25 protein-coding genes are annotated in these 17588 nt (G+C 38.9%); all 25 read left to right on the top strand.

The features are described from left to right. Positions 1 to 76: 76 nt before the first annotated feature. The 25 genes from ACVRWY_RS04155 (at position 77) to ACVRWY_RS04035 (ending at position 17566) form a co-directional block, all read left to right on the top strand. The gene (locus tag ACVRWY_RS04155; RefSeq protein WP_024399317.1) at positions 77 to 358 is read left to right on the top strand and encodes a VRR-NUC domain-containing protein; all 282 of its coding nucleotides are present in this window, start codon (positions 77 to 79) and stop codon (positions 356 to 358) included. Beyond that, positions 339 to 1715, top strand: coding sequence for an SNF2-related protein (locus ACVRWY_RS04150; protein WP_354368221.1), 1377 nt, complete (start codon positions 339 to 341; stop codon positions 1713 to 1715). The genes ACVRWY_RS04155 and ACVRWY_RS04150 overlap by 20 nt, the downstream gene beginning before the upstream one ends. Then, entirely contained in the window at positions 1708 to 2184 is a 477-nt protein-coding gene (locus ACVRWY_RS04145) for a hypothetical protein (protein WP_172005657.1), read from the top strand. The genes ACVRWY_RS04150 and ACVRWY_RS04145 overlap by 8 nt, the downstream gene beginning before the upstream one ends. Positions 2185 to 2378: 194 nt before the next feature. Beyond that, positions 2379 to 2561: a DUF6900 domain-containing protein gene (locus tag ACVRWY_RS04140; protein WP_354368268.1), complete on the top strand. Its 183-nt coding sequence runs from the start codon at positions 2379 to 2381 to the stop codon at positions 2559 to 2561. A 45-nt stretch (positions 2562 to 2606) separates the two neighbouring features. Next, entirely contained in the window at positions 2607 to 3644 is a 1038-nt protein-coding gene (gene metK / locus ACVRWY_RS04135; protein WP_354368223.1) for a methionine adenosyltransferase, read from the top strand. 32 nt (positions 3645 to 3676) lie between these two features. Next, on the top strand, positions 3677 to 4069 hold the full coding sequence (locus tag ACVRWY_RS04130) for a GNAT family N-acetyltransferase (RefSeq protein WP_000393259.1): 393 nt from the start codon (positions 3677 to 3679) through the stop codon (positions 4067 to 4069). Then, positions 4070 to 5509 carry a bifunctional aminoglycoside N-acetyltransferase AAC(6')-Ie/aminoglycoside O-phosphotransferase APH(2'')-Ia gene (locus tag ACVRWY_RS04125; protein WP_001028144.1) on the top strand — a complete coding sequence of 480 codons (1440 nt, stop codon included), beginning with the start codon at positions 4070 to 4072 and terminating at the stop codon, positions 5507 to 5509. 476 nt (positions 5510 to 5985) lie between these two features. Next, positions 5986 to 6351: an HNH endonuclease signature motif containing protein gene (locus ACVRWY_RS04120; protein WP_354368227.1), complete on the top strand. Its 366-nt coding sequence runs from the start codon at positions 5986 to 5988 to the stop codon at positions 6349 to 6351. Between the two features lie 298 nt (positions 6352 to 6649). Further along, positions 6650 to 7111 carry a hypothetical protein gene (locus tag ACVRWY_RS04115; protein ID WP_044688781.1) on the top strand — a complete coding sequence of 154 codons (462 nt, stop codon included), beginning with the start codon at positions 6650 to 6652 and terminating at the stop codon, positions 7109 to 7111. Further along, positions 7083 to 8336, top strand: a complete 1254-nt coding sequence (locus tag ACVRWY_RS04110) for a site-specific DNA-methyltransferase (RefSeq protein WP_354368229.1) — start codon at positions 7083 to 7085, stop codon at positions 8334 to 8336. The genes ACVRWY_RS04115 and ACVRWY_RS04110 overlap by 29 nt, the downstream gene beginning before the upstream one ends. A 96-nt stretch (positions 8337 to 8432) precedes the next feature. Continuing rightward, the gene (locus ACVRWY_RS04105; RefSeq protein ID WP_354368231.1) at positions 8433 to 8681 is read left to right on the top strand and encodes an Nmad4 family putative nucleotide modification protein; all 249 of its coding nucleotides are present in this window, start codon (positions 8433 to 8435) and stop codon (positions 8679 to 8681) included. A 1-nt stretch (position 8682) separates the two neighbouring features. Further along, positions 8683 to 8895, top strand: coding sequence for a DUF4314 domain-containing protein (locus ACVRWY_RS04100; protein WP_024399324.1), 213 nt, complete (start codon positions 8683 to 8685; stop codon positions 8893 to 8895). A 282-nt stretch (positions 8896 to 9177) separates the two neighbouring features. After that, entirely contained in the window at positions 9178 to 9651 is a 474-nt protein-coding gene (locus ACVRWY_RS04095; protein ID WP_024414194.1) for a phage terminase small subunit P27 family, read from the top strand. Then, a complete protein-coding gene (locus ACVRWY_RS04090) occupies positions 9648 to 11240 on the top strand; it encodes a terminase large subunit (RefSeq protein ID WP_354368234.1) in 1593 nt (530 codons plus the stop codon). Before ACVRWY_RS04095 ends, ACVRWY_RS04090 begins: the two co-directional genes overlap by 4 nt. Positions 11241 to 11310: 70 nt before the next feature. Further along, positions 11311 to 11568: a type II toxin-antitoxin system Phd/YefM family antitoxin gene (locus ACVRWY_RS04085; RefSeq protein ID WP_018374772.1), complete on the top strand. Its 258-nt coding sequence runs from the start codon at positions 11311 to 11313 to the stop codon at positions 11566 to 11568. Continuing rightward, positions 11565 to 11936 carry a type II toxin-antitoxin system death-on-curing family toxin gene (locus ACVRWY_RS04080; protein ID WP_024409988.1) on the top strand — a complete coding sequence of 124 codons (372 nt, stop codon included), beginning with the start codon at positions 11565 to 11567 and terminating at the stop codon, positions 11934 to 11936. The genes ACVRWY_RS04085 and ACVRWY_RS04080 overlap by 4 nt, the downstream gene beginning before the upstream one ends. A 140-nt stretch (positions 11937 to 12076) precedes the next feature. Next, a complete protein-coding gene (locus tag ACVRWY_RS04075; RefSeq protein WP_354368236.1) occupies positions 12077 to 13360 on the top strand; it encodes a phage portal protein in 1284 nt (427 codons plus the stop codon). Further along, positions 13353 to 14048: a head maturation protease, ClpP-related gene (locus ACVRWY_RS04070; RefSeq protein WP_354368238.1), complete on the top strand. Its 696-nt coding sequence runs from the start codon at positions 13353 to 13355 to the stop codon at positions 14046 to 14048. Before ACVRWY_RS04075 ends, ACVRWY_RS04070 begins: the two co-directional genes overlap by 8 nt. 18 nt (positions 14049 to 14066) lie before the next feature. Next, positions 14067 to 15272, top strand: coding sequence for a phage major capsid protein (locus tag ACVRWY_RS04065; RefSeq protein ID WP_024052957.1), 1206 nt, complete (start codon positions 14067 to 14069; stop codon positions 15270 to 15272). Positions 15273 to 15274: 2 nt separating this feature from the next. Continuing rightward, complete coding sequence (locus ACVRWY_RS04060) at positions 15275 to 15532, top strand: head-tail connector protein (RefSeq protein WP_024418894.1); 258 nt, start codon at positions 15275 to 15277, stop codon at positions 15530 to 15532. Further along, on the top strand, positions 15532 to 15870 hold the full coding sequence (locus ACVRWY_RS04055) for a head-tail adaptor protein (protein ID WP_024418893.1): 339 nt from the start codon (positions 15532 to 15534) through the stop codon (positions 15868 to 15870). The genes ACVRWY_RS04060 and ACVRWY_RS04055 overlap by 1 nt, the downstream gene beginning before the upstream one ends. Beyond that, a complete protein-coding gene (locus ACVRWY_RS04050) occupies positions 15863 to 16231 on the top strand; it encodes an HK97 gp10 family phage protein (RefSeq protein ID WP_024418892.1) in 369 nt (122 codons plus the stop codon). Before ACVRWY_RS04055 ends, ACVRWY_RS04050 begins: the two co-directional genes overlap by 8 nt. A gap of 6 nt (positions 16232 to 16237) precedes the next feature. Beyond that, a complete protein-coding gene (locus ACVRWY_RS04045) occupies positions 16238 to 16564 on the top strand; it encodes a hypothetical protein (RefSeq protein WP_024418891.1) in 327 nt (108 codons plus the stop codon). A gap of 1 nt (position 16565) precedes the next feature. Continuing rightward, on the top strand, positions 16566 to 17135 hold the full coding sequence (locus tag ACVRWY_RS04040) for a major tail protein (RefSeq protein WP_018374763.1): 570 nt from the start codon (positions 16566 to 16568) through the stop codon (positions 17133 to 17135). A gap of 11 nt (positions 17136 to 17146) precedes the next feature. After that, positions 17147 to 17566: a hypothetical protein gene (locus ACVRWY_RS04035; RefSeq protein WP_172020094.1), complete on the top strand. Its 420-nt coding sequence runs from the start codon at positions 17147 to 17149 to the stop codon at positions 17564 to 17566. Positions 17567 to 17588: the final 22 nt, after the last annotated feature.

Genomic DNA, 17588 nt, shown 5'->3' with positions numbered 1-17588 from the left:
AAAAGCCTATAAGAGGAGTTTTGGAAATGACTGCACTAGACCTACACACTTCAATTTGACGAAAGGATTTAGAACGATGAGAGAAAAGTACGTTGAGCAAGCTTTGGTGAAGTCTGTGAAAGCTAGAGGAGGCATTTGTCCTAAGTGGGTATCGCCATCTTTTTCTGGTGTACCAGACAGGCTAGTGTTTTTACCCAATGGCAAGTTTGGCTTGGTGGAAGTAAAGGCTCCCGACCAAAAGCCAAGGAAGTTACAAGTGTCAAGGCATAAACTGTTTGAGCGGTTAGGTTTTAAGGTTTATGTTCTTGACCACATTGAGATGATTGGAGATGTGCTAGATGAAATTGACATTACATAACTATCAAGTAGTCGCCAAGGACTTCATCATAGGTCACCCTTATGCAGCAGTCATCCTAGACATGGGGATGGGGAAGACGGCAACAACCTTGTCTGCAGTGAATGAATTGATGTTTGACCGATTTGAAGTCACAAAGGTTTTGGTTATTGCCCCACTGCGCGTCGCAAATACTGTCTGGAGTGACGAGATTGAACAATGGGCGGAGTTGCGTAACTTACGGTATTCGAAAATTGTGGGAACACCAAAGCAACGAAAGGTAGCTCTTCAGAAAGATGCGGATATCTATATCGTCAATCGTGAAAACCTACCTTGGTTGGTGGAACAATGCAGTCCCTATTTCAAGTGGGATATGGTAGTAATTGATGAATTGAGTTCTTTCAAGTCATGGCAGTCCAAGCGTTTCAAAGCTTTCATGGCTATGCGTCCTTATATGAAACGTATTGTTGGGTTGACTGGAACACCAAGTTCAAACGGACTAATGGACTTGTTCGCAGAGTTTAAAGTCATTGACGGAGGGGAACGTCTTGGTCGATTTATTGGTGAGTTTCGTAGTCGTTACTTTGAAGAGGGTCGTCGCAATGGCAATATTGTCTATGAATACATCCCCATGGACTATGCGGAGTGTCAAATTCAAGACAAGATTAGTGATATTACCATTTCCATGAAAGCATTAGACTATCTGGAGATGCCTGAACTGATTTCAACCAAGAAACTGGTTCGTATGACAGATAAAGAAAAAGAGAAATACAGCCAGTTCAAGAAGGAGTATGTATTATCCGAGTTGGATGGATTAGAAGTAACTGCTGCCAATGCTGCAAGTCTTACGAACAAGTTAGTTCAGTTATCGAATGGAGCAGTATATTCAGATGATCATACGGTTGTGCCACTACATGAACAGAAACTAGATGCCCTTGAAGATATCCTTGAATCCGCAAATGGAGAGCCGGTTTTAGTTGCCTATTGGTTCAAACATGACTTGGCTCGGATTATGGGTCGTTTAGAAAAACTCAAGGTAAAGAGTCGGGTATTGAAAATAGAAGAAGATATTCGTGAATGGAATAAAGGTAATGTTTCAGTTGGCTTACTTCATCCTGCTGGAGCAGGTCATGGTTTGAACCTCCAAAAAGGCGGTCACCACTTGGTCTGGTTTGGTTTAACATGGTCGTTTGAACTATATCAACAAACGAATGCACGGCTTTGGCGACAGGGGCAAGAGTCTGAGACTGTTGTTATCCAACACATTGTGACTGAAGGAACGATTGATGAAGAAATCCTAAAGGCACTAGAAAACAAAGATGCACAACAAGAACGGCTGATTGAAGCAGTTAAAGCACAAGTAGGAGGGGCAGATGGATAAGGCAGAGCACATACTGACGAATTACAATGAACTCAAAAGTGACTTGGAGATGTTAAAGTATCGTTTGGAACATTTCAAACCAGTGACAGAAAATGAGGTTATTGGTTCACTCGTTTTTGAAAAATCTGATGAACCTAGAGTTAAAAGTACACCTATCAATCAACGGTCAGAGATGATTGCGCTGAATTTTCGTGAGAAGATGATTCAGGAAAATGAGGAACAATTGGCGGATTTATCGCAACGGTATATTCGATTGGCTAATGATCTTGATAATTTTGAGATGGCTTTAAAATTTCTAAAGGGAGATTTGTATGATTTTGCGCAATCCATGCTTAAGACAGATAGTAATTGGGATAGTTTGATGAGAGAGTTTCATATTAGTCGAAGTACTGTTAGAAATTGGCGACGTAAGGTCTTAGACCATGTTAGGGAAGTGTATATGAAAATGGGATTTTCTTTGGAGAAGTAACCTCTCCCTGACCTACCTTTGACCTACCAGTAACCTCCCCCTGCACTAAGTGTGACCTAACATTGACCTCACTTTGTCAAAATTTGTGGTAGAATTGTAAGTGTCAAAAAAGATAAAAAATACCCAGTAATGACTGGATATATCTCCTTTTTAGAGTTAATATGTACACAACAAAAGAAGAGGAGACCAATACAATGACAGAACGCCAACAAGAAAAACTGGATGCGATTTTTACAAGGATTGCTCAAGAGGAATTACAAGTTGAAACCTTGGAACAACGCTGGAGCGATAACCTTGATTTCTACGACATTCCAGTTTGGGGAATTAAAAAAGCACTCGAACGAGCCTACGAAGAAGGCAGAAATTCAGTAAAATAAACACAAAGCCTAGCCAGACGGTTGGGCTTTTTGCGTGGAGGAATTATGATTATTTCTAGTGAACAGGTGTCGGTTGGACACCCAGATAAAATCTGTGATCAGATTTCAGATGCCATTTTGACGGAGTGTCTCAAGTTTGACAAATCAAGTCGAGTGGCAGTTGAGACCTTAATCAAAGATAACCAGGTTATAGTAGCTGGTGAAATTTCGACAAGACATTACTTTAATCTCGAGAACATTGTTCGTCAGGTTGTCGAGCCACTTGGTTTGAAGAACGTCCAAGTAACAAATTTACTTGGGCTCCAAAGCTCAGATATTGCACAAGGAGTAGATAATGGTGGTGCTGGTGACCAAGGAATGATGTTTGGTTATGCGACAGACGAAACTCCTGAGTACCTGCCACTTCCTTATGTTCTAGCAACCCGAGTCCTTGAGAAACTGATGTCGCTTGGTCACCCCTTACTTGGAAAGGATGCTAAGGCACAGGTATCCTACGACTATGATAAGAAACGGATTGATACCTTTTTAGTTTCCATCCAACATACCGAAACGGCTGACCTTGCCAAAGTGAAACGAATTGTGACTGAAGCTATGATGTCAGTAGCACTTCGTTACCGTCAGAATTTAGATTTCAAAGTTCTAGTCAATCCAACAGGTCGCTTTGTACTTGGTGGTTCATTTGCGGATGCTGGAGTTACTGGTCGAAAAATTGTGGCGGATACCTACGGTGGTTTTGCACATCATGGCGGAGGTGCATTCTCTGGAAAAGACCCAAGCAAGGTGGACAGATCCGGTGCCTACATGGCACGAAAGATTGCAAAGGATATTGTTCGAGAAGGGTATGCGAAACGATGTGAAGTACAATTAGCCTACGCCATTGGAGTTGCAGAACCTGTGTCGGTGCATGTAGAAACCTTTGGAACCAGTCGCTACACCGCAAAACAACTGGAAGGAATGATTCGTGAGCGTTATGATTTAACACCACGAGGTATCATTAAGGAACTTGATCTCTTGAATGTAGATTACACCAAGACAACTTGCTTTGGGCATTTCACAAAAGGTTATCTTCCTTGGGAGAAATAGTGATATAATTGAGAGAGTAAAGGAGTATTCAGATGGAAGAAGTTTTAATTGATGATAATATGGTTTTTGATATTGATAATTTAAAAGGATTTCTTAATGATACCAGTTCATTTGGGTTTATAGCTAAAGAAAATAATAAAATTATAGGATTTGCATATTGCTATACACTTTTAAGACCTGATGGAAAAACAATGTTTTATTTACACTCAATAGGAATGTTACCTAACTATCAAGACAAAGGTTATGGTTCAAAATTATTATCTTTTATTAAGGAATATTCTAAAGAGATTGGTTGTTCTGAAATGTTTTTAATAACTGATAAAGGTAATCCTAGAGCTTGCCATGTATATGAAAAATTAGGTGGTAAAAATGATTATAAAGATGAAATAGTATATGTATATGATTATGAAAAAGGTGATAAATAAATGAATATAGTTGAAAATGAAATATGTATAAGAACTTTAATAGATGATGATTTTCCTTTGATGTTAAAATGGTTAACTGATGAAAGAGTATTAGAATTTTATGGTGGTAGAGATAAAAAATATACATTAGAATCATTAAAAAAACATTATACAGAGCCTTGGGAAGATGAAGTTTTTAGAGTAATTATTGAATATAACAATGTTCCTATTGGATATGGACAAATATATAAAATGTATGATGAGTTATATACTGATTATCATTATCCAAAAACTGATGAGATAGTCTATGGTATGGATCAATTTATAGGAGAGCCAAATTATTGGAGTAAAGGAATTGGTACAAGATATATTAAATTGATTTTTGAATTTTTGAAAAAAGAAAGAAATGCTAATGCAGTTATTTTAGACCCTCATAAAAATAATCCAAGAGCAATAAGGGCATACCAAAAATCTGGTTTTAGAATTATTGAAGATTTGCCAGAACATGAATTACACGAGGGCAAAAAAGAAGATTGTTATTTAATGGAATATAGATATGATGATAATGCCACAAATGTTAAGGCAATGAAATATTTAATTGAGCATTACTTTGATAATTTCAAAGTAGATAGTATTGAAATAATCGGTAGTGGTTATGATAGTGTGGCATATTTAGTTAATAATGAATACATTTTTAAAACAAAATTTAGTACTAATAAGAAAAAAGGTTATGCAAAAGAAAAAGCAATATATAATTTTTTAAATACAAATTTAGAAACTAATGTAAAAATTCCTAATATTGAATATTCGTATATTAGTGATGAATTATCTATACTAGGTTATAAAGAAATTAAAGGAACTTTTTTAACACCAGAAATTTATTCTACTATGTCAGAAGAAGAACAAAATTTGTTAAAACGAGATATTGCCAGTTTTTTAAGACAAATGCACGGTTTAGATTATACAGATATTAGTGAATGTACTATTGATAATAAACAAAATGTATTAGAAGAGTATATATTGTTGCGTGAAACTATTTATAATGATTTAACTGATATAGAAAAAGATTATATAGAAAGTTTTATGGAAAGACTAAATGCAACAACAGTTTTTGAGGGTAAAAAGTGTTTATGCCATAATGATTTTAGTTGTAATCATCTATTGTTAGATGGCAATAATAGATTAACTGGAATAATTGATTTTGGAGATTCTGGAATTATAGATGAATATTGTGATTTTATATACTTACTTGAAGATAGTGAAGAAGAAATAGGAACAAATTTTGGAGAAGATATATTAAGAATGTATGGAAATATAGATATTGAGAAAGCAAAAGAATATCAAGATATAGTTGAAGAATATTATCCTATTGAAACTATTGTTTATGGAATTAAAAATATTAAACAGGAATTTATCGAAAATGGTAGAAAAGAAATTTATAAAAGGACTTATAAAGATTGATTATATAATATATGAAAAGCTATTATAAAAGACATTAGTATTAAATAGTTTAAAAAAATGAAAAATAATAAAGTATTCATATGCCCAATCCTCAAGTATCCTCTATAACCGTATCACTTTTTAGTTTCATGTTGCCGATGATTTCAATTGACATTAACGTAGAAGAAAAATTGGTAAGTATCCAAAAATTTCCTGAGACAGAAGCAGAGATAATAACAATCTCCAATCTCCGATTATTTTTCTTCTTAAATCAATTAAAACGTGTGAAAATATCTGAATGGAAGGAATATTATTCAAATGAGATGGAGATTTTAGATGGTACTCAGTGGAATGTATCATTTGTCATGAATGGAAGAACCTACAATTGCTCGGGGGATAATAATTTTCCAAGAGAATGGACGTTGTTTTGTAGGGCAATAAATAGATTAGTAAAGTACAATTACCTAGAATAATTGTGCTTTTTCTTTGGAGGAAAAATGCCAAGAAGACCAAGCACACCTTGTAAACAAAATGGTTGTCCTAACCTAGTACCTTATGGTCACAAGTATTGTGAGAACCATAAAGCAAACTACCAACTGGATACCAAGTCAACCAAAGCCAAAGGATACAATGCCCAGTGGAATAAAGTACGACTTCGTTACTTAAAAGTTCATCCATTCTGTGTTCAATGCAAATTCAAAGGTCGATTAACCAAAGCAACAGTGGTTGACCATATCAAACCCCACCGAGGTGACCAAGACCTCTTTTGGAATCAATCTAACTGGCAAGCACTTTGTAAGTCTTGTCATGACAGGAAGACCAAGACGACTGACCGATATGTGGAGTATACGTATCGATTTTAGTCTTGGAGTTTCGTTACAAAAGTATCCAATTTTTAACCCTATGGGGGAGGGGGGACAAAATCTCTAAACCCTTGTGGCACAAAGACCGACGCCCCCTCAAACGTGCAATTTCGCAAAATTCGCAAGCGGGTACATTAAAATCGCTTCATTTTGACGTTCCTTCCCACCGTTATCACGTTTCTAATGTGGGGATGTAGCGTTCCCAAGTATGTCATTTTAGTAATAAAATAGTGAAAAAGGCTAGAAACAATGTAGAAAATAGTTGTTTTTAGTCCTTTTTTGCTGGAAAGGAAAACAAATGGACGAAAGTCAACGCAAACAAATCTGGAAAATGCGAGCAGAAGGTCTTGGCTATGGCTTAATCGGTAAGGCTACAGGACTGTCTAGAGATTCCGTTAAGAAATACTGTAAACGAAATCCAGCATTGCTTGGTCATGGTGCTGCGACAAAGCAGATGGCAAAAGCCGACCAGAATGATGGACTTCGCTGCCAACAGTGTTATCAGCTACTATCAATCCAAAAAACTGGAAGACCAAAGAAGTTCTGTTCGGATAAGTGTCGTAAGGTTTGGTGGACCACTCATTCTGACGAACACGATAAATCAAAAACCGCATATGAAGATTTGACTTGCCAACAATGTGGTAGGTTATTTTTATCTTATGCCAATCCAAATAGAAAATATTGTAGCCATTCGTGTTACATTCAATCACGATTTTATAAAGGAGAAACCAATGACAAGTCAACCAACAATGGAAATTAGAGAGATTCGATTATCTGAACTACACCCAGCCTCTTACAATCCTCGAAAAAAACTCAAAAAGGGTGACAAGGAGTATGAAAAGATTAAGCAAAGCCTACTCAAGTTTGGCTACGTTGACCCCATCATCGTCAATAAAGATTTGACGGTTATTGGTGGCCATCAACGATTAACTGTATTGAAGGACTTAGACTATGAAACTGCCAAATGTGTCATTGTCGATTTATCCAAGGAAGATGAAAAGGCCTTAAACATTGCCCTTAATAAAATCACCGGTCAATGGGATGACCAGCTTTTGGCGGACTTGCTTTTGGATTTACAGGAGTCAGATTTCAATCTCGACCTGACTGGTTTTGAACCACCAGAAATTGACGATATCCTATCAAATGTCCATGATAAAGACCTATCAGATGATGACTTTGATGTTGAAGAGGAATTGAAGAAACCGACCTTTTCAAAACGAGGTGACATTTGGCAACTTGGTAAGCATCGAGTGATTTGTGGCGATTCAACTAAAGCTGAAACGTATGACCAACTGTTAGGTGATAAAAAGGCAAACTTGGTTGTGACTGACCCTCCCTATAATGTTAATGTAGAAGAAACAGCTGGAAAGATTCTCAATGACAATATGCCTGATAGTGACTTTTACCAGTTTCTCTTTGATATGTTCACTCAAGTAGAAAAACATATGGAGTCTGATGGTTCAATCTATGTATTCCATGCAGATACGGAAGGACTGAACTTCCGAAAGGCATTTAAAGATGCAGGTTTCTATCTCAGTGGGTGTTGTATTTGGAAGAAGAACTCATTAGTTCTTGGGCGTAGTCCCTACCAGTGGCAACATGAACCATGTCTCTTTGGTTGGAAACAAAAGGGAAAACATCAGTGGTTCAGTGACCGTAAACAGACAACCATTTGGGAATATGACCGTCCAAAATCAAGTAAAGACCACCCAACGATGAAACCAATTCCTCTGATGGCCTATCCAATTCAAAATTCATCGATGCGTGGGACGCTTGTCCTAGATCCATTCCTTGGTTCTGGTTCAACCCTAATGGCTGCAGACCAAACTGGAAGGGTTTGTTACGGCATTGAGTTGGATGAGAAGTTTGTGGATGTCATTGTAAAACGTTTTATAGAGTCAACAGGAAATGATAACGTAACGGTATTGCGTGATGGACAGACTTTGACCTTTGCTGAAGCGACTTCCATATTAGCAAACGAATAATTATCAAATATATCTTCAAAATAATCTATTAATGACTGGATATAAGTCTCCTTTAGAGTTAATATGTACACAACAAAAGTAGAGGAGAACAAAACCATGACAACAACACTTGAAAAACTCTATGAAATCTACCCAACAACCGCAAGCATCATTCCTTACAAGGAATGGGTTATCGTTGCATCCAAAGGAGACAAAGAAACAGTAGTTGAGATTTACGAAATCGTTGATAGCCTTGAAGAATTTGAACTATTTGAATGCCGACTTAATCGCATATACATGGAATCAATAATTGTTACGGATCTTGGTCACGCTGTCAAGTGGGCATTCGATATGTTTGGAGAATAACATGGACACAAAAATTTTCAATAACCTAAAGACAATCTATCCGGTTGGTACAAAGGTTAGATTAGTAAAAATGGATGATCCACATCCAGTTCCTAAAGGAACACTTGGTACAGTTATTGGAGTGGATGACATTGGCTCACTCTTAGTTAAGTGGGAAAATGGCAGTTGCCTGAATGTTTTATATGGAATAGATATCGTGGAAAAGGTAAAGTAAGATGTGGGAAATAATGACTCGAACGGTTGGTGATAGGCATTACGTTTGTGAATTTCTCCGTGAAGATACAACAGACCCGAGAAATATAGACGGTGCTTGGATTAGAATTCTGACAATAAAACGTGATGGTGAATATATCTACCAATATAGATATGGGAATGAAATAGATAACATGGACGACATTGATAGAACAGTTTGTCAGGCTGTTCTTGATAACTTTAATGAACTTTAGGAAGGAACTCGAATTGAGTTCTTTTTTCTTACTCTAAAGGAGGTGAGATTGTGGCAATCAGGGGGCGAAAACCAAAGCCAACGAATATGAAAATACTTGAGGGAAATCCTGGTAAGCGACCACTTCCTACGAATGAAGTCAAACCTAAACAAAAAGCCCCACGTTGCCCACAGTGGCTTGAAGATGATGCAAAGAAGGAGTGGAAACGGATGGGAAAAATTCTCGAACAGATGGGAATTTTGACTGAAATGGACATGACTGCATTTGCTGGTTATTGTCAAGCATACGCTCGCTGGAAAGAGGCAGAAGAGTTCCTTTCCAAGCATGGCTCCATTATCAAAACCCCGAATGGCTATCTCCAACAAGTCCCTCAAGTCTCTATCAGCCAGACTAACTTAAAAATCATGCTTAAATTCTGTGAACAGTTTGGTTTAACACCATCAGCACGTAATCGTTTAGCAACTATGGATGCGGAAGTTGGTACTGGTGATGAAATGGAGGATTTGTTAGGAGGAATTTTATGAGCTATCATTATGAACCAAGTCCATTCATGCTTCCAACCTCACACTATGATAAGGTAAAGGCTGATAGGGCAGTAACATTTATCAATAACCTCTCCCATACCAAAGGCAAGTGGGCAGGAAAGCGATTTGATTTGTTGCCGTGGCAGGAACAGATTATCCGTGACCTATTTGGGATTGTGAAAGAAGATGGTAACCGTCAGTTCTTAACAGCCTATATAGAAATTCCAAAGAAGAATGGTAAGTCTGAGCTAGCAGCGGCTATCGCTCTTTATCTACTTTATGCGGATAATGAAGCCAGTGCAGAAGTTTATGGTGCGGCTTGTGACCGAAACCAAGCGTCAATCGTGTTTGATGTAGCCAAACAGATGGTACAGATGAGTAGACCGCTTGAGAAACGCTCAAAGATTATGGGGGCGACAAAGAGGATAGTGAATTATTCCAATTCGGGATTTTACCAAGTTCTTTCTGCAGAGACTGGGACAAAGCATGGACTAAACGTATCTGGCTTGGTCTTTGATGAAATCCACGCTCAGCCTAATCGTCATTTGTATGATGTATTAACCAAGGGGTCAGGAGACGCAAGGGAACAACCCCTCTTTTTTATTATCACAACAGCTGGAACGGATAGAAACTCTATCTGTTACGAATTGCATTCCAAAGCATTGGATATTCTGAATGGTAGAAAGAAGGATACTTCATTCTATCCAGTGGTTTATGGATTATCCGATGAAGATGATTGGAATGATGAAGCAAACTGGAGAAGAGCCAACCCTTCACTAGGACATACTATTGGGATTGACCGTGTTAGAGAAGCCTACCAACAGGCACTTGATAACCCAGCAGAAGAGAATGTCTTTAAGCAGCTTCGTCTAAATATGTGGACAAGCTCAAGCGTTGCTTGGATTCCTGAACATGTCTATGCCAAGGGAAATGATCCTATTCAATATGAAAGCCTCAAGGGTCGTAGTTGCTATGCAGGGCTAGACCTGTCTAGTACGTCCGATATAACAGCTTTTGTCTTGGTATTTCCTCCTAGATTTGAAGAGGAAAATTATATCGTACTGCCATACTTTTGGCTACCTGAGGATACACTGGAACTGAGATGTCGACGTGACCATGTTCTGTACGATGTCTGGGAGCGTCAGGGCTACATCAAAACTACGGAGGGGAATGTTGTTCACTATGGTTTCATCGAAAAGTTTATTGAAGAATTATCGGAAATTTATCATATCAAGGAAATAGCCTATGACCGTTGGAATGCGACACAAATGGTTCAGAATCTAGAAGGTATGGGCTTGACCATGGTGCCTTTCGGTCAGGGATACAAGGATATGAGTCCACCTTCAAAGGAACTCTATAAACTGATGATGGAAGGCAAGATTCAACATGGTGGGCATCCAGTTCTGAAATGGATGGGACAAAACGTAGTCATGAGACAAGACCCTGCTGGCAATATCAAGCCTGATAAGGAAAAGTCAGTCGAGAAGATTGACGGTATTGTAGCACTCATTATGGGACTGGACCGTTGTATTCGTCATCAAACCGATGATGGGAGTGTCTATGATGAACGTGGAATATTGAGTTTTTAGGATGAAAACAACCTAAATAGGTTGAATATATCCTAAAAAGTGGTAGAATAGAGAAAAGGAGGATATTACCATGCAAATCAATATCGAAAACTTAGTCTCTATTTCTGAAGCAAATCAAAACTTTTCTAAGGTAGCTCGTATGGTCGATACGAATGGTACTGCAGTAATTTTGAAAAATAACACACCAAAGTATGTATTAGTGGACTATCAGAGTCTAATTAAAGAGGAACAGGCAACACCTACGGTTGTTGAACAATCAACTTTGGATGAAGTTGCGACTTCAGTTTTATCACGCCATCTTGATGCATTTAAGGAATTGGCAAAATGAAAGTATTAACTGTTGAACAGGTTATTGAATTACACACTAGGTTAATTCAAGCTACTGGGGGTTTAGATGGTGTTAGGGATGTTGGTTTAATAGAATCTTCACTATCTTCAGCTTTTAGTACATATTTTGGTGTTGAGAAGTATCCAAGTATTGAAGAAAAGGCTGCTAGACTTTGTTATTCGCTAGTTAATAATCATGCCTTCCTTGATGGGAACAAGCGAATTGGAGTTTTTGTCATGATTATTTTCCTAGAATTAAATGGCATTGTGTTAAATCAGACTGATGATGAAGTAGTGAAGCTAGGACTTGGAGTAGCTTCATCAGAATTAGATTATGATGCAATTTTAGAATACATTCGGAATCATTAAAACTTTTCTTATTGAGGATACAACTTCAAGAAAGTGATTGAACTTGGTATCTTCTTGAAGAAGGAGAGATGAAAACCATCTAAGAATAAACGAGAAGCACTTCAATTGAGGTGCTTTTTTCGTACTCAAAAGGAGGAACTATGGGACTAGTAGATTTACTGGGACGTAAGCGTGCTAGAGATAAACCACGAAATAGTTATGAAGGTCAGGACTTCTCATATCTGTTTGGACGAACGACCAGTGGGGAGAATGTGGATGAGTTTAAAGCTATGCAGACGACAGCTGTGTATGCTTGTGTCCGTATCTTAGCTGAAGCAGTTGCTTCATTACCCATTCATGTATATGAGAGAACGGCAACTGGAAAGGAGAAGAAGGTGGAACATCCCCTTTATTTTCTTTTGCATGATGAACCTAACCCTGAGATGTCATCCTTTGTCTTTAGAGAAACCTTGATGACCCATCTTCTGATATGGGGCAATGCCTATGTCCAGATTATCCGAGATAGGAGTGGACAGGTAATCAGTCTTTACCCACTCTTACCAGATAAGATGTCTGTTCATCGGGACGAAAGCGGAAAGCTCTATTACAAATACAAGCGTCAGTCAGAAGAAAATCCTAACTTTAAGGAAAAGGGTGATGCTATCTTGAGAGCAGAAGATGTTCTCCACGTTCCTGGTCTGGGTTTTGATGGCTTGATCGGTTATTCTCCAATTGCCCTTGCCAAAAATGCTATCGGTATGACCTTGGCTACGGAAAACTACGGGGCATCATTCTTTAAAAATGGTGCAAATCCAGGTGGCGTTTTGGAACACCCAGGTATTCTCAAAGATCCAAAACGAGTGAGAGATTCATGGAATGCAGTCTATAATGGGGTAACCAATGCACATAAGGTGGCAGTACTTGAGGAAGGGATGAAATACACTCAAGTAGGCATTCCACCTGAAGAAGCTCAGTTTCTTCAGACAAGAAAATTTCAAATCAATGAAATTGCAAGGCTCTACCGCATTCCACCTCATATGGTTGGCGACTTGGAGAAATCCTCATTTTCAAACATTGAGCAACAATCTCTAGAATTTGTTAAATACACCTTAGACCCTTGGGTAGTTCGTCTCGAACAGGCTTTCAAGAGGTCTCTTTTTTTACCTGAAGAAAAGAAAACCTACTTTGTAAAGTTTAATGTGGATGGTCTTCTTCGTGGTGACTATCAGAGTAGAATGAATGGTTATGCGATTGGGAGACAAAATGGCTGGCTGTCGACAAATGATATACGTGAACTTGAGGACTTAAACCTCCTCTCAGATGAGGAAGGAGGTAATCTCTACTTGATAAATGGAAACATGACGAAATTGAATGATGCGGGTGGCTTTATGAAACAAGCACCGGTAGAACAAGAAACTCAATCTGAGGAGGATACGGATGCATAAGTTTTGGAATTTTACAGAAGATGATAGTGGTCGAACACTTCGTATTGAAGGACAGATTGCTGATGAGACGTGGTTTGGCGATGAAGTCACACCACAAGTATTTAAAAATGATTTACATGCAGGAAACGGAGACATCACCCTCTGGATTAATAGTCCAGGGGGTGATGTTTTTGCGGCTGCTCAAATCTATAACATGCTGATGGATTACAAAGGTGATGTCCATGTAATGATTGATGGCTTAGCCGCAAGTGCTGCTAGTGTCATTGCCATGGCAGGTACAACGGTTTCTATGAGTCCAGTTGCCATGATGATGATTCACAACCCTTGGACTGTGGCACAAGGTGAAGCCAAGGATATGCAGAAGGTCATTGAAATGTTGGGAGAGATTAAGGAATCCATCATCAATGCCTACGAAGTAAGAACAGGACTTTCAAGAACTAAGCTATCACACCTCATGGACTCAGAGTCTTGGTTCAATGCCAAAAAGGCTGTTGAACTGGGCTTTGCGGACAAGATTCTCTTTGACAAACAAGGGGAACATGGAATGGATATTGAGAGTTATTCTTTCAGTCGAACTGCTGCCCAACAAGATTTACTTGTCAAAATGCAGGCGAAGCTTGAAGTCCAACAACCAAAGAAAACAATCCCTATCAATCAGTTGGAAAAACGATTGAATTTGCTCAAATAACGAAAGGAATATGAACTGATGTCTAAATTACTTGAATTGAAAGAAAAACGTAACCTAGCTTGGCAACAAGCAAAAACCTTCCTTGATTCTGTTCGAACAGAAGATGGACTTGTATCAGAGGAAGATTCCAAACGCTATGATGACATGGAAGCAAAAATCAACCTCTACAATCAAGAGATTGCTCGATTGGAGCGACAAGAAAAGATTGACCTTGAACTTGCTCAACCAGCCTCACAGGCTCTAATTGGGCAGCCCACTACAGTTCTGAATGACAAGACTACTGAAGAGGAAAAGAAGGGTGTGGCTTCAGATAGCTATGCCAAGACATTTTGGACAAGTGTTCGTAAACGTCACTTCTTTGATGTCAAAGATGTCCTTCGAGTTGGAGAAGATACCGAAGGTGGTCATCTGGTTCCTGATGAGTATGAGAAGAAACTGGTTCAAGGATTACAAGAAGAGAATTTCTTCCGTAGCCTTGCGACTGTTATCAAAACATCTAGTGGTGAGCGAAAGATTCCTGTTGTGACTGGACATGGATCAGCCTCATGGATGGATGAAAATGGTTTATATCCAGAAACAGAAGAAACCTTTGGTCAGGTGACACTCGACTCTCATAAGATTGGTACTGCCATTCGCATTTCAGAAGAGTTGCTAAACGATTCAGTCTTTGACCTTGAATCCTATATGACAGCTGAATTTGCTCGTCGAATTGGAACGGAAGAAGAAAAGGCATTCTTGATTGGTGATGGTTCTAAGAAACCGACAGGTATCTTTACTCAGGCAGAAGTTACAGGTCCAACGACTGCTACAAAGGATATTACTTTTGATGACATGATTGAACTGTATCATTCTCTACCAGCACCCTATCGTAAGAACGCAGTTTGGATATTACATGATACGACTGTCAAAGCTATCCGTAAACTCAAGGACAATAATGGTAATTACATCTGGCAACCGTCTACACAAGCTGGACAACCGGATTTAATTCTAAATCGTCCATACTATACCTCAACCTTTGCCCCACTTCCTGAAGCAGGAAACAAGGCCATTGCATTTGGTGATTTCTCATATTATTGGATTGCGGACCGTCAGGGACGTACCTTCAAACGTTTGAACGAACTCTATGCCAATAATGGACAGATTGGTTTTCTTGCTTCACAACGTGTTGATGGGAAGTTAGTCCTACCTGAAGCCGTGAAGACACTAACAGTAAAGGCTAAGTAGGCATGGTTAGTTTAGCAGAAGCAAAACAGTATCTCAAAGTGGAACATGATGATGAGGATGGACTGATTGAGCAGTTACTTGAAACCAGTCAACAACTCTGCGAAGATATTTTGCGACAATCAATTTATTCAGACGTTCTAAAGATGGCAATCCTTTATGGGGTTGCCTATCTTTATGAACACAGAGAAGATGCCAATCATAAGGAGTTGAAAGAGACTCTCTACCATTTGTTGTTGTCTGAACGAAAGGATGTGTTCTGATGAAGATTGCACCGTTGAGGGAACGCTTGTCATTTCAGATTCGACAGATTGTTCAAGATGAGATTGGCAATGAAACTTCGACATGGATACCTTTATTTGACCGGTGGTGCTCTTGTCGTCCTCTCACCTTGACCGAAAGGGATGGGAGTGTGACGAAACTGGAACAAGAGAAAGTCCAGTTCACCCTCAGGTATGAAAAGGCAATTCTTGGACTTCATTCTTTAACGACTCACATTCAATTTCGTGGTCAAACCTATGAGATTGAGTCTATTGATGGAGATACAGTACCACGTAAACTGATTTACATCGTCGCCATTAGGGAGGAGAGTTATGACTAGAATTGAACTAGATGCACTTGAAACTGCCATCGAAAATGAGCTGGCGGAATTTGTAGAGGATACAACAGAGGTGATGCGTGAAGTTGTAGAGGAAGTCACCGAGGAATCCATCGTAACCTTGAAAGCAACGTCACCTAGAAAGAGTGGTTTCTATGCCAAAGGGTGGAAGAGTAAAGCAACGATTGATACCAGGACAGGTCTAACCAAGACCATTCATAATCGAACGCCAGGCCTGACGCATCTGTTAGAAAATGGTCATGCCAAAAGCTCTGGTGGGCGAGTTGAGGGAATTAAGCATATCGCACCTGTTGAGAAACAAGCAATACAATCCTTAGAAGAAAAGCTGAGAAAGCGAGTGTGATATGACATGTTACTGAGCGAAATGTACTCCATTCTCAAAGAATTACAGCTCCCACTCGCCTACCATCATTTTGAAGAAGGGAGTCGTCCAAGACCACCGTATATGGTTTATTTGGTCACTGATTCAGATAATCATGGTGCAGACAATTGGACTTATCATAAGCAAAATAATCTGCAATTGGAACTCTATACCATAAAGAAAGATTTAGCAGCTGAACAAAAGGTGGAGTCATTATTAGACAGCCACCTTATTTATTTTGAAAAAGTAGAGACCTATATCTCATCTGAGAAAATCTACCAAGTAACCTATTACATCACATTACATGGAGGATAATATGGCTGAAAAGAATAAGGTCACCTTTGGACTACAAGATGTCCATTGGGCAGAAGTTACAAGCGAAGGTTCTGATGGTACATTGACATACGGCAATGTAGAACGACTTCGTGGTGCTGCAGAATTAACCCTTGAACCAACAGGAGACAAGGGTTCTTATAAGGCAGACAATATCAATTTTTATACAACGGAGTCAAACGATGGTTACGAAGGAACACTAAAAGTTGCTCTTCTAACGCAGGAATTTTTGACTCGAGTCCTCGGAGAGCAGTTGGATGCGACGACAAATACCATTTCAGAAATCGCAAACAGCGAAAAGAAAAATTTTGCATTGATGTTCCGTTTTGAAGGGGATAAAAAAGAAACATTACACGTTTTGTATTATTGTTACGCATCTCGTCCGACTGTTGGTTCAAAAACCAAGTCTGGTTCAGATATCAATGAGGTAGAGTTGACCTTTACTGCCAGTCCTCGCCCACTTGATAAGGTTGTACGTCGACGAACAACAGAGGAAACGAGCGATGAGATTCGTGAAAACTGGTTCAAGGCAGTTTTTGAACCTCGTAAGTAAGGGAGAAGGCAATGAGAGAAAGCATTACTATAGCAGGAACGACCTACGAGTTAGCAACCAATGCCTACACACCAATTGCTTATAAAGAGCAGTTTGGTAAGGACTATTTCCAAGACTTATTCTCGATGGTCAATAGTGAAGCAATCTTGGCAAAACTTGACCAGTTAGAAGATGGAGAGGAATTACAGGCACATCATATTGATGTTTCTATTCTGTCTGATTTCGATATGACATTTTTCCATCGAATCTTTTGGGTTTTTGCGAAGTCAGCCAATCCACGAGTGAAACCATTTGTGGATTTTTATATGGAGATGGAAGAATTTCCAGTGCAGGAAGTAGCCCCTGTCTTGATGAATATGTTGAACCAAGGGATGTCAACCAGAAAAAAGCAGATGAAACAGAAACAGCGAGTGAAGAAATCTTCACAGTAGAGAGTTATTTCTCCTGTTGTAA

It is taken from the genome of Streptococcus porcorum, assembly GCF_053203725.1.
The sequence above is the reverse complement of the archived record's forward strand: the minus strand, read 5'-3'. Positions and strand labels throughout refer to the sequence as shown.

Coding starts and splice junctions, on each gene's coding strand:
- metK (WP_354368223.1), top strand. CDS start 2,607: ATGATTATTTCTAGTGAACAGGTGTCGGTTGGACACCCAGATAAAATC.
- ACVRWY_RS04070 (WP_354368238.1), top strand. CDS start 13,353: ATGCATAAGTTTTGGAATTTTACAGAAGATGATAGTGGTCGAACACTT.
- ACVRWY_RS04075 (WP_354368236.1), top strand. CDS start 12,077: ATGGGACTAGTAGATTTACTGGGACGTAAGCGTGCTAGAGATAAACCA.
- ACVRWY_RS04125 (WP_001028144.1), top strand. CDS start 4,070: ATGAATATAGTTGAAAATGAAATATGTATAAGAACTTTAATAGATGAT.
- ACVRWY_RS04055 (WP_024418893.1), top strand. CDS start 15,532: ATGAAGATTGCACCGTTGAGGGAACGCTTGTCATTTCAGATTCGACAG.
- ACVRWY_RS04085 (WP_018374772.1), top strand. CDS start 11,311: ATGCAAATCAATATCGAAAACTTAGTCTCTATTTCTGAAGCAAATCAA.
- ACVRWY_RS04060 (WP_024418894.1), top strand. CDS start 15,275: ATGGTTAGTTTAGCAGAAGCAAAACAGTATCTCAAAGTGGAACATGAT.
- ACVRWY_RS04115 (WP_044688781.1), top strand. CDS start 6,650: ATGGACGAAAGTCAACGCAAACAAATCTGGAAAATGCGAGCAGAAGGT.
- ACVRWY_RS04150 (WP_354368221.1), top strand. CDS start 339: ATGAAATTGACATTACATAACTATCAAGTAGTCGCCAAGGACTTCATC.
- ACVRWY_RS04105 (WP_354368231.1), top strand. CDS start 8,433: ATGACAACAACACTTGAAAAACTCTATGAAATCTACCCAACAACCGCA.
- ACVRWY_RS04080 (WP_024409988.1), top strand. CDS start 11,565: ATGAAAGTATTAACTGTTGAACAGGTTATTGAATTACACACTAGGTTA.
- ACVRWY_RS04035 (WP_172020094.1), top strand. CDS start 17,147: ATGAGAGAAAGCATTACTATAGCAGGAACGACCTACGAGTTAGCAACC.
- ACVRWY_RS04065 (WP_024052957.1), top strand. CDS start 14,067: ATGTCTAAATTACTTGAATTGAAAGAAAAACGTAACCTAGCTTGGCAA.
- ACVRWY_RS04155 (WP_024399317.1), top strand. CDS start 77: ATGAGAGAAAAGTACGTTGAGCAAGCTTTGGTGAAGTCTGTGAAAGCT.
- ACVRWY_RS04130 (WP_000393259.1), top strand. CDS start 3,677: ATGGAAGAAGTTTTAATTGATGATAATATGGTTTTTGATATTGATAAT.
- ACVRWY_RS04120 (WP_354368227.1), top strand. CDS start 5,986: ATGCCAAGAAGACCAAGCACACCTTGTAAACAAAATGGTTGTCCTAAC.
- ACVRWY_RS04050 (WP_024418892.1), top strand. CDS start 15,863: ATGACTAGAATTGAACTAGATGCACTTGAAACTGCCATCGAAAATGAG.
- ACVRWY_RS04140 (WP_354368268.1), top strand. CDS start 2,379: ATGACAGAACGCCAACAAGAAAAACTGGATGCGATTTTTACAAGGATT.
- ACVRWY_RS04045 (WP_024418891.1), top strand. CDS start 16,238: ATGTTACTGAGCGAAATGTACTCCATTCTCAAAGAATTACAGCTCCCA.
- ACVRWY_RS04040 (WP_018374763.1), top strand. CDS start 16,566: ATGGCTGAAAAGAATAAGGTCACCTTTGGACTACAAGATGTCCATTGG.
- ACVRWY_RS04110 (WP_354368229.1), top strand. CDS start 7,083: ATGACAAGTCAACCAACAATGGAAATTAGAGAGATTCGATTATCTGAA.
- ACVRWY_RS04090 (WP_354368234.1), top strand. CDS start 9,648: ATGAGCTATCATTATGAACCAAGTCCATTCATGCTTCCAACCTCACAC.
- ACVRWY_RS04145 (WP_172005657.1), top strand. CDS start 1,708: ATGGATAAGGCAGAGCACATACTGACGAATTACAATGAACTCAAAAGT.
- ACVRWY_RS04100 (WP_024399324.1), top strand. CDS start 8,683: ATGGACACAAAAATTTTCAATAACCTAAAGACAATCTATCCGGTTGGT.